General features: G+C 39.6%; 4 protein-coding genes and 2 pseudogenes. 4 read left to right on the forward strand and 2 right to left on the reverse strand.

Features of this window, described 5'->3' with window-relative positions:
* The first annotated feature begins 58 nt into the window (after positions 1–58).
* The 3 genes from AC075L_RS06390 to AC075L_RS06400 all read left to right on the forward strand — a co-directional run bounded on the left by AC075L_RS06390 (position 59) and on the right by AC075L_RS06400 (position 3,248).
* On the forward strand, positions 59–715 hold the full coding sequence (locus tag AC075L_RS06390) for an IS607 family transposase (RefSeq protein WP_167338119.1): 657 nt from the start codon (positions 59–61) through the stop codon (positions 713–715).
* Positions 645–1,808, forward strand: coding sequence for an RNA-guided endonuclease InsQ/TnpB family protein (locus AC075L_RS06395; protein ID WP_044952123.1), 1,164 nt, complete (start codon positions 645–647; stop codon positions 1,806–1,808). Before AC075L_RS06390 ends, AC075L_RS06395 begins: the two co-directional genes overlap by 71 nt.
* Before the next feature lie 195 nt (positions 1,809–2,003).
* Positions 2,004–3,248 (forward strand): serpin family protein, encoded by a 1,245-nt coding sequence (locus AC075L_RS06400; protein ID WP_020993915.1) that lies wholly within the window; start codon positions 2,004–2,006, stop codon positions 3,246–3,248.
* Positions 3,249–3,287: 39 nt separating this feature from the next.
* Here AC075L_RS06400 and AC075L_RS06405 read toward each other — a convergent pair.
* Positions 3,288–3,812, reverse strand: a pseudogene (locus AC075L_RS06405) (OLD family endonuclease); the annotation flags it as partial.
* Positions 3,802–4,095, reverse strand: a complete 294-nt coding sequence (locus tag AC075L_RS06410) for a helix-turn-helix transcriptional regulator (RefSeq protein ID WP_319017571.1) — start codon at positions 4,093–4,095, stop codon at positions 3,802–3,804. The pseudogene AC075L_RS06405 and the gene AC075L_RS06410, both read right to left, overlap by 11 nt.
* A gap of 428 nt (positions 4,096–4,523) precedes the next feature.
* Here AC075L_RS06410 and mutS point away from each other — a divergent pair.
* Positions 4,524–6,979, forward strand: a pseudogene (gene mutS, locus AC075L_RS06415) (DNA mismatch repair protein MutS); the annotation flags it as partial.

Genomic DNA, 6,979 nt, shown 5'->3' on the forward strand with positions numbered 1-6,979 from the left:
CAGGATTAAATGTGTTTAAATATACTCAAAGGAGTAAAAGGTTATGAACACATCAAATATCACAAATTATAAGCCAAAAGATTTTGCGGAACTGTTAGGCGTATCCGTTAAGACATTACAACGCTGGGACAGAGAAGGGATTCTAAAGGCAGACCGAACCCCAACTGATAGACGTTATTACACTTACGACCAATATCTTCAATTCAAAGGCATAAATACCGAAAATGATATGCGACAAGTGGTTATTTATACAAGAGTGTCTACAAGAAATCAAAAAGATGATTTACAAAATCAAGTCGCGTTTTTACGACAGTTTTGTAATGCTAAAGGAATTATTGTTGATCAATGTATTGAAGATTATGGAAGTGGTCTTAATTATAACCGTAAAGAATGGAATAAACTGTTAGATGCAGTAATGGAGGGAAAAATCAAAACCATAATAATCACCCATAAAGATAGATTTATCAGATTTGGTTATGATTGGTTTGAAAAATTCTGTATGAAGTTCAATACGACCATAGTGGCAGTCAATAATGAAGAACTATCACCACAAGAAGAACTTGTACAGGATATTGTTTCGATCCTTCATGTTTTCTCTTGCAGGCTGTATGGACTTCGTAAGTATAAAAAACAAATAGAGAGGGATGAGGAAATTGCGAAAGAGCTTCAAGACGGAAATAAACCCGTCAGAGGAACAGAAGATCAAGATCCGTAAGACAATAGGAACTTGCAGGTTTATCTACAACTTCTATCTTGCTCATAATAAAGAACTTTATAATAATGGCGAAAAATTTATGAGCAGCAATAAGTTCAGAGTCTGGCTTAATAATGAATATCTTCCACAACATCCGGAGTATTCATGGATCAAGGAAGCTTATTCAAAAGCAGTAACGCAGGCAGTGAACAACGGACAGACCGCATTTACAAGATTTTTCAATCATGAAAGTGCCTTTCCTAATTTCAAAAAGAAAGGCAGATCTGATGTGAAGATGTATTTTGTAAAGAATAATCCAAAAGATTGTCGATGCGAAAGACATAGGATCAACATCCCGTCACTTGGCTGGGTTCGTATCAAAGAAAAAGGATATATCCCAACCACAAAAGATGGATATGTTATTAAAAGCGGTTCCGTTTCAATAAAAGCTGACAGATTTTATGTTTCCGTTCTTGTAGAGATCCCTGATAACAAAATAACTGATGATCCTAATGAGGGAATAGGCATTGATCTTGGATTAAAGGAATTCGCCATTGTTTCTAATGGTAAAACTTATAAGAACATTAACAGATCAGCAAGACTTAAAAAGCTTGAAAAACAACTTATTCGGAAACAGAGAAGTCTCTCGCGAAAATATGAAAATTTAAAGAAAGGAGAGTCCACTCAAAGAGCAAATTTACAAAAACAAAAGCGCAAGGTACAGAAACTTCATCATAAGATAGATAATATCCGCACTGATTACATTAACAAAACAATCGCTGAGATAGTAAAAACCAAACCATCTTATATAACGATTGAAGACTTAAATGTAAAAGGCATGATGAAAAACAGACATCTTTCAAAAGCAGTTGCATCACAGAAGTTTTATGAATTTAGAACAAAACTTCAAGCCAAATGCAGGGAAAAAGGAATTGAACTTCGAGTAGTAGATAGATGGTATCCATCGTCTAAAACCTGTCACTGTTGCGGTGCTGTCAAGAAAGATTTAAAACTTTCAGATAGGATCTTTAAATGCAGTTGTGGTTATGTCGAAGATAGGGATTTCAATGCTGCTTTAAATCTGAGAGATGTCACGACTTACGAAATTGCATAACGAAACGCAAACGTGAGTATGTACCGAAGGCTATTTCGGGAATTTACGACTATGGAGTGTACAAGAACCTGTGAGTAGATATGATCTCGTTCAATCCAAAGCATACACGATGAAGTAGTAAGTAGAACTCGTGAGAGTCTACATTATCTCGATGTGCGTATATTTGCACACGCTTTGAGTGGCAGGAAATGCCTTATGATAAGAAAACAACTCTTAATCGGAATACTGGCAGCTATGACTGTCGCGCTGCCAGCTGTCGGCATATATGCCGGTTCCGCAGAAGCCAGTGAAATCCAAAGCAGCAATGAAGACACGGTGTCCGGTAATAAAGGAGCCAGTATCGACAAAGCCGTGACATTACAGAATTCCGTAAAAATGACAGACCAAATCTCTGCGGCAGTCAATGGAGAAAATATTATGTTCAGTCCCACAAGCCTTAATTTTGCGCTGGGCATGATCGCAGAAGGTGCAGAAGGAGAGACAAAAGAAGTTCTATGTAATTACCTGGGAACCGATGATTTTGCATCTTATGCAAAGGAATATCTGAACAAGATTAAAGAATATAATACTGAAGATGAGAGTTACGGATATAAGTCAAAATTAAAGATTGCAGATGCAGTCTGGGTGGATAATAATCTGACATTACAGGAAGAATTTAAAAATTCAGTAACGAACGGTTTTGGGGCGGAAGTGGAAAATGTAGATTTTTCCGCTGCAGAGAAAACATGCGGTATCATTAATTCCTGGTGTGACAAAAATACGGAAGGGCTGATCCCGAAAATCATAACCCCGGATCTGATCAATGATACTACCGGACTGTGCTTAACTAATTCACTATATTTTGAGTCCGGATGGAGTGGAGAACCCTGGAATGTTTCTGATACAGAAGAGAAGTTTGGAAACAATGAAAAGACAAAATACATGACCTGTGCCGGAGACAGGTATTATGAAAATGATAAGGCAACAGCATTTGACAGAGAGTATGCAAACGGACTGAGTTTTGTCGGAATCCTGCCTGTCGATGAAGGCGATTTTACACTTGAGGATCTGGATATTGGTGGACTCCTGAAATCTCAGCCAGAGTATGACGAAGTACAATGTAAGATGCCAAAACTTGATTTTGAGACTACCGCCATCCTAAATGACATACTCTCAAGCCTGGGGCTTGATAATATATTTTCCAGCAACGCTGATTTCTCCGGTATTGCAGACAAAAATGTAAATGTAGATACGATACTGCAGAAAACAAAACTGGAACTGGATGAAAACGGCACGAAAGCAGCAGCGGTGACAGCAGTTATCATGGAATGTATGTCAGCTGTAGAGGAGAAAGAACCAGTTATCAAAAATGTGGAACTCACTCGTCCTTTTGCCTTCCTGATCTATGACAGGAGCAATAACGAAATACTGTTTATGGGAAAAGTAATGACCGTTTCCTGATGAAAAGGGGATGCCATGCGTGGCATCCCTCTTCATGAATTATTTTTTTCTGTTCTCAAAATAAACAAAACGGTCAATTGCATCCAGAATATCTTTAAAAGTATCCCTTGGAGCCTCCTCTATATAGGATTTGAGGATTTCAGTTTCGTTTTTACGGAATCTTCCGTAAAAGATATCATATAAATTATGTCCGCGGAGACAGATACGGATTTCTTCCATATGTTCTCTGATATCTGTAGTATTTTTGAGAGCATGGCCGATCATTTCTGTGAGATGCTGACCGCTTTTTAATTTGTATAGATATTCATTCCACTTTTTCAACAGGATTTCGTAGAAATCATCCTCACTTTTTATCACTCCGATTTTTTCCATTATCTTCGGATCCAGGAAATAATTCTCAAAGGAATAATACTTCAGGATCAGAACATTTTCTCGAGTCACACGCGGTAGTCTGTCCATATCCTCACGGTTACGAGCCTCATAATACCTGCACAGGGAAGAAGCCAGTTCTTCTGCATCTTTACCATCCCCATCCCGGATCATCAGGAAATTATCACGCAGATATGTCTAATATTGTGGTTTTATCACAATAACAAATATGATGTGAATCATGAAGTACACGGTATTCCCTTGGTGTACATCCATAACACTCCATAAAATATTTGGAAAAATAACTCAGGTGATTAAATCCACACAGCATGGCAATTTCCGTAATACTTTTCCGGGTGGTACACAGAAGCTGACAGCTGATTTTCAACCTGTATGCATTCAGAAAGTCAACCGGTGACTGTTGCATATAATGCTTAAAAATCTGGCAGCACTTACTAGGAAACGACTTCTGAGGAATCCGGCATAAGCTCTGTTCTGATTAAATCCAAAAAGCTCACCTCGTGTACGATTTTTATAAAAATCAAAGACTATTCTGATAGATTTCCATATATGAGAATACTATAATTATAGCATCTGCAAAAGTAAAAAATCAATCGGAAACAATGTAGTGATTGGCGCAGGAAGTGTGGTATCCAAAGATATCCCTGATAATATGATCGCAGCTGCCCTGGAAAGTAAACTGATCGTGACTACGCTGAAATAAATTATAAAGGGATGGTGAAGGAGGATGTTTAGTAACATATAGTCAACATGATAGAATAAATGTTTATACTCTATCTTGCATCTTCTATTTATTCATGTTAAAATCTTAAGATGTCAAAAATACAATATATATGAGATAAAAAACAGCAGTGAGCTGTTATGAAGATAGGAGATAACAATTAAATGGCAATGAGTCCGATGATGCAGGAATACTGCAAGACAAAGGAACAATATAAAGACTGCATTTTATTCTACCGTCTGGGAGATTTTTATGAAATGTTTTTTGATGATGCATTACTTGTCACCAGGGAACTGGAGATTACCCTTACAGGAAAAGACTGCGGATTAGAGGAGAGGGCACCCATGTGTGGTGTCCCTTATCATGCTGCGGAGACTTATATCAATCGTCTGATCGAGAGAGGACATAAGGTAGCAATCTGTGAGCAGGTAGAGGATCCTAAAAAAGCCAAAGGACTGGTAAAGCGTGAGGTTGTAAGGATCGTAACCCCAGGAACCACACTGGATGCTGCTGCTCTTGATGAGACAAAGAATAATTACCTGATGTCTATTGTGTCTATGGAAGAACATTTCGGATGCGCTATTGCAGACATTACAACAGGTGACTGTTTCCTTACAGAGGTGGACAAACCTCAGAAACTTCTTGATGAGATCAATAAATTTGTTCCTGCAGAGATTATCTGTAATGATTCTTTTTATATGTCTAATATAGATACAGATGACTTGCAGAACCGTCTTGGGATCTGTGTTTTTTCATTGGATTCCTGGTATTTCGATGACGAGTTGTGCCGCCGCACACTAAAAGATCATTTTCATGTAGGTTCTCTGGAGGGATTGGGCGTTGGTGATTATGACTGCGGGATCATTGCTGGCAGGAGCTCTTTTCTTATATCTAAAAGAAACCCAGAAGACAGCCTTGTCCCATATGACAACTATCCGTCCCTATGCAGCAGAGAAATATATGCTTATCGACAGTTCCAGCCGCAGAAATCTGGAACTTGTGGAAACCCTGAGAGAGAAACAGAAAAGAGGTTCTCTTCTCTGGGTACTGGATAAGACAAAAACAGCAATGGGAGCCAGAACTCTCCGCAGTTATGTGGAACAGCCACTGATCGACAGAGATGAGATTGAACAACGTCTGGAAGCACTGGAAGAGTTAAATAAAAACGGAATGCTCCGGGATGAGATCAGGGAATATCTGGGACCTGTTTATGACCTGGAACGACTGATCAGCCGTATCAGTTATAAATCTGCGAATCCAAGAGATCTGATCGCATTTGCTTCTTCGCTGGAAATGCTTCCTTATATAAAACAGGTTTTAAAAGAATTTAAAACACCTCTGCTTCAGAAAATCTATGAGGATATGGATTCGCTGGAGGATGTGACAGATCTGATCAAACGTGCCATCGTGGAAGATCCGCCTCTTGCACAGAAGGATGGAGGCATTATTAAAGAGGGCTATAATGAAGATGTAGATAAATTCCGCCGTTCCAGGACAGATGGTAAGAAATGGCTTTCAGAACTGGAGGCCAAAGAGCGGGAGCGTACAGGCATCAAAACAATGAAGATCAAATATAATCGCGTATTTGGTTATTCACTGGAGATCACCAATACTTTTAAAGATCTGGTGCCGGATAATTATATCCGTAAACAGACGCTTACCAATGCAGAGCGATACATTACCCAGGAGTTAAAAGAACTGGAAGACCTGATCCTTGGGGCAGAGGATAAGCTGTATGCTCTGGAATATGAACTGTTCTGTGATGTGAGAGATGCAGTCGGGAAAGAAGTTATGCGGATCCAGAAGACTGCCAAGGCAGTGGCTGCACTGGATGTGTTTGCTTCTCTTGCACTGGTTGCGGAAAGAAATCATTTTGTACGTCCGAAGACAAATACAACAGGTGTGATAGATATTAAAAACGGCCGTCATCCTGTTGTGGAACAGATGATAGAGAACGATATGTTTATTGCGAATGATACATATCTGGATAACCATAAGAAAAGGGTATCCATTATCACAGGTCCGAACATGGCAGGTAAGTCTACCTACATGAGACAGACTGCCCTGATCGTACTGATGGCACAGATCGGAAGCTTTGTCCCTGCTGAAAAAGCAAACATTGGAATTGTTGACAGGATTTTCACCCGTGTGGGTGCCTCTGATGATCTGGCAAGTGGTCAGAGTACCTTTATGGTAGAGATGACAGAGGTTGCCAATATTTTGAGGAATGCAACTGCAAGAAGCCTTCTGATTCTTGACGAGATCGGACGTGGCACCAGTACATTTGACGGTCTTGCCATTGCCTGGGCTGTGATCGAGCATATCAGCAATACAAAGCTTTGTGGTGCAAAGACATTATTTGCCACCCATTATCATGAGCTTACTGAACTGGAGGGTAAAATTCCGGGAGTTAATAACTACTGTATTGCTGTCAAGGAAAAAGGGGACGATATTGTATTTCTGCGTAAGATCGTTCAGGGCGGCGCAGACAAAAGTTATGGTATCCAGGTTGCCAAGCTTGCCGGTGTTCCGGATTCTGTGATCCAGAGAGCAAAGGAACTGGTGGAGGAACTAAGTGATGCGGATATTACGGCAGCAGTAAAAGACCTGACATCTGCGA

This window comes from Blautia sp. ZXY-1-B12 (assembly GCF_056339915.1).